Consider the following 3,526-nt stretch of genomic DNA (forward strand, 5'->3'; position numbering starts at 1 on the left):
CATGAATAAAGATGCGAATGCTTCCTGCTGAATAACTGAATTAAAAATTGCATCTTCCACTGTTCCCATCTCCTCAAAGTAAAAAGAGAAGCGAAATGGCCCCTCTTTGTTATAAAAGCCGTATTTTATTGAGTTTGCATTTCTTTCAAAATGTCTTTCTCTAGCTCCCTATTTTCCTCAGACTGTTTTGAATATCTATTCATATACGGAAGGTTAATTCCAACACCAACTGGGTAAGGATTATTCCCTATGCACACGCCAATTGGTGTATTTAGGAATTTAGAACCTTTTATGTGACACATATTATTTCCGATTGACATTACATCTTGTTTGATAAGAATCTCAGCGCCATTGCATAATAATCGAGCTTTATCGATAATTACCTTATTCGGTGTTTCAAATGTTATATTAACAAGAATCTTTCTAGCCTTCTCTCGAATAGTTAAAGTTTTACCAACCATCTGTATATCCCATGATTCAATTCCGTATACAAGCTGATTTTCCTTGATAAGAAGAACTATCTCATTATTTTCATCAAACAATTGAATATTTAACAGTAATTGCCCATTTACAAAAATGAAATCAAGTAAGGGAATACCATCGACTATAATTGGTGCAATTTGCCCTTGTTCTCCCCCTGAAGAATCCATTATAAATCGATTTCCTCCAATAAAAAATTCACAAGTGTCACCTACATAATACAGTCCCATAGGTTTACTATGACCTTGACGAAGATTAAAAGGATTTTTATTAGCTTCTAAAACTGCTTCGCGAGGTAATATCTCTGTAGTTACTGCACGATGATGTTCTGGGCAAAGCAATGTAATATCTTCCGCTACATGCTCTTTTACTTTAGACCATTCTTTCATATGATCATAATCATATATGGGAAATCCACATATTACACAACCAAATCCGCAGCGTTGTCTAACTTCTCGTTGAATAGGTTGAGGAATTGCCCTACTTGGATTATCGCTATTCATAATATCTACACCCCTAAATTTATTCCTTTTAACAGCAAGTATATATTTTTAGGGTAAAATTGTAAAATTTTAGAGTTCTATCCCCATAAAACGATCTAGCCATTTTATAAAAGCTGCTACATCTTCTATTCCGTATCCTTTTTGTATAGCTTCATGGCTAACAAAGCTTTCCCGAATAAAATTGGACATGAGTATTCGAAATTCATCTTCATTTAAGTTATCTAGATAGTCTATTACTTGTTGTCTTAAGATCTCGTCTTGTATTCCACAATCTGTACTACCTGTATCGAATGCATAAAGTCCATCAAGCAAGTTGAAAATTAGTTTTTTCTCCATATGTCTCCTCCCAACGTATCACTTTCTTAATTCAAATTATATACCTAAGTCTACAATTATTAACTTTAAATTAACTGAATTATCATCTTTTTATAAGATCCGTACTTTGTTCAAAATAATTCTACCGTAAGTAAGCTTCATTTTGTTATCTATGTTATTTTTCTCCAATCAGCTGCGCTACTTGTTCCGATTGCCTTATACCAAACACCTGACACGAGCGCTTCTTGCCCCAAAAAGGTAGGTGCAATCGAAATATCTGTTACATATCGAACCTGTCCGAATGGATACCAACTTCCACTAATTTTTTTATATCCAACCGGTGTACCAATCGCAGGAGCGATTACAAAGACGATATCATTATCAACGCCCACCGCAGATGATGGTGCGCTCGATGCGTGATAAATATTAGCCGTTAAACTACCCGAACCTATTTGTAGCTTTGTTCCGTTTAGTTTGATATCTCCTAACGTCACAAATCCTTCATGCACATTATTAACTGCCGATTCATTCCATACATTGTGGGATACCTTAGATGTGGGTTGTGCACTGTAAGCAATTCCGATTTGTCTAGCATGGTTTCCTTTGTATGAGTTGTATCCAGATAAAACATCTTCAGAAAACGCATATTGAGCAATATTAGCTGCCCCTGTTGACTTTCTAAAGATGTTATCGTGAATAATACTATGAACAACGTTTTCTAATCGAATACAACTGTACCCTGCATTACTAGACGCGCTGGCATCTATAATGCGGTTATCTTCTATTCGCATTTCGTTTGTTTGAACAACGCCACCTGTACCAGCGTAGATTCCGTATTTTGCGATGTTTTCTAATTTGTTCCCCACAACTTCCGTTTGTGAATAGGCTGTTAATATTCCGTGTTCAGTTGTAATATTACGTATAAAGTTATTAATAATCTTATTCCCTTTTACAGCAGTAACGTTTTCTCTCGCTGCAAGATAAATACCACCTTTGCAGTTTTCGATGTAATTTCCTTCTACGATATTATCTTGACAATACTGTCCGTCAAAATTTGGTTCTAAATCGATAGCAATCCCCATATCCAATGGAGCATTCGAAAGATTCTTTATACGGTTATAAGTAATATCACAGTCTTTTGCATCTGTTAAAGCAATCCCCATACGCCCTGCATTATCAATGGTATTGTGAGATACAGTGACATTTGAACAAGTTCCGATCACGCCGCCTGTGATATTACCGATTGTTATGCCGTCACCTTTTGTATTTTTGATTGTGTTTTGCGCGATGTAAGAATCAGTACATAAAACAAGGTGAATCCCTGCATCTCGCTCCACTCCAGCGCTTTGATTTCCTTCAATTTCAAGTCCAATAATAGATATTTTCGTATTGCCGTTTACAGTATCTTTGTTGGTAATGATTTTCCCTGTTGTTCCATTTAGACGTTTTATTCCCGCGCCTTTCGTTGCGATTAAAATAGTATTAGATGGAACCTTGATATTAACAGAAATGGAATAAATTTTGTTAATACGGACAATACCACCACCGCCCGATTCGCAATCATCAAGAGCCTTTTGAATAGATGCTCTATAATCCCAATCACTCCCTGCGGCAATTCGCAATTTTTCATAAGATGTAACACTATATACTTTTTCATTCAAAATCTTAACTTTATTTTGTTCAACGTCTAAACGTTCTTTTAAATTTTGAAATGTATAATTATCTAAATCAACCCTAGCTTGTGCCGCTTCAACTGAGGAATCACCATTAATAACAATTTCGTTTAATTGTTTTTGTACACTAGTAGATAATTTATTAGCTTGTTCTGCAAATTCTTTTGCGTCATGAGCTTCTCTATAGGCTTCACTATTCAATACATCTAATTGCATTTGTTCTAATTGTTTAATTAACTCATCTAATTGAGAAATATAAGTTTTAGATGGAATTCTGTTAGTTAATGCATCAGGCAATGAAACAATGATAAAATCTTGAGTTGTAGCTTTTACATTTGAATTTTTCTCCACAGTGAAATACGCTTGTTTAGATTTCCCCACAGATGCGAATGTTTGCGTCGGGAATGTGTATTCGAAATGACCTTTAGCTGCATCTATCATAGTGATTCCATTCTTATCTCTCACAGAAGTATTGTCAGGTTTAGCACATTCGAAATATACGTCACTTCCAGTTAGATTATTCGGAACAAAACCGTCAACAACATATACATCAAC

Annotated in this window: 3 protein-coding genes; all 3 read right to left on the reverse strand. The window is 35.3% G+C overall.

Annotated features, from left to right (window positions below):
- Positions 1-125 precede the first annotated feature (125 nt).
- Positions 126-983 carry an HNH endonuclease signature motif containing protein gene (locus AC1DJR_RS22200; protein ID WP_477003513.1) on the reverse strand — a complete coding sequence of 286 codons (858 nt, stop codon included), beginning with the start codon at positions 981-983 and terminating at the stop codon, positions 126-128.
- A 69-nt stretch (positions 984-1,052) separates the two neighbouring features.
- Entirely contained in the window at positions 1,053-1,319 is a 267-nt protein-coding gene (locus AC1DJR_RS22205; protein WP_477003514.1) for a hypothetical protein, read from the reverse strand.
- Between the two features lie 149 nt (positions 1,320-1,468).
- The coding region (locus tag AC1DJR_RS22210) for a BppU family phage baseplate upper protein (RefSeq protein ID WP_477003515.1) at positions 1,469-3,526 on the reverse strand (2,058 nt) is incomplete at its 5' end.

The sequence above is a fragment of the Bacillus sp. 05T31 genome (assembly GCF_056396725.1).

What these genes read in the sequence shown, in the direction of transcription:
- AC1DJR_RS22200 (WP_477003513.1), bottom strand. Translation starts at nt 983, where the DNA reads ATGAATAGCGATAATCCAAGTAGGGCAATTCCTCAACCTATTCAACGA.
- AC1DJR_RS22205 (WP_477003514.1), bottom strand. Translation starts at nt 1,319, where the DNA reads ATGGAGAAAAAACTAATTTTCAACTTGCTTGATGGACTTTATGCATTC.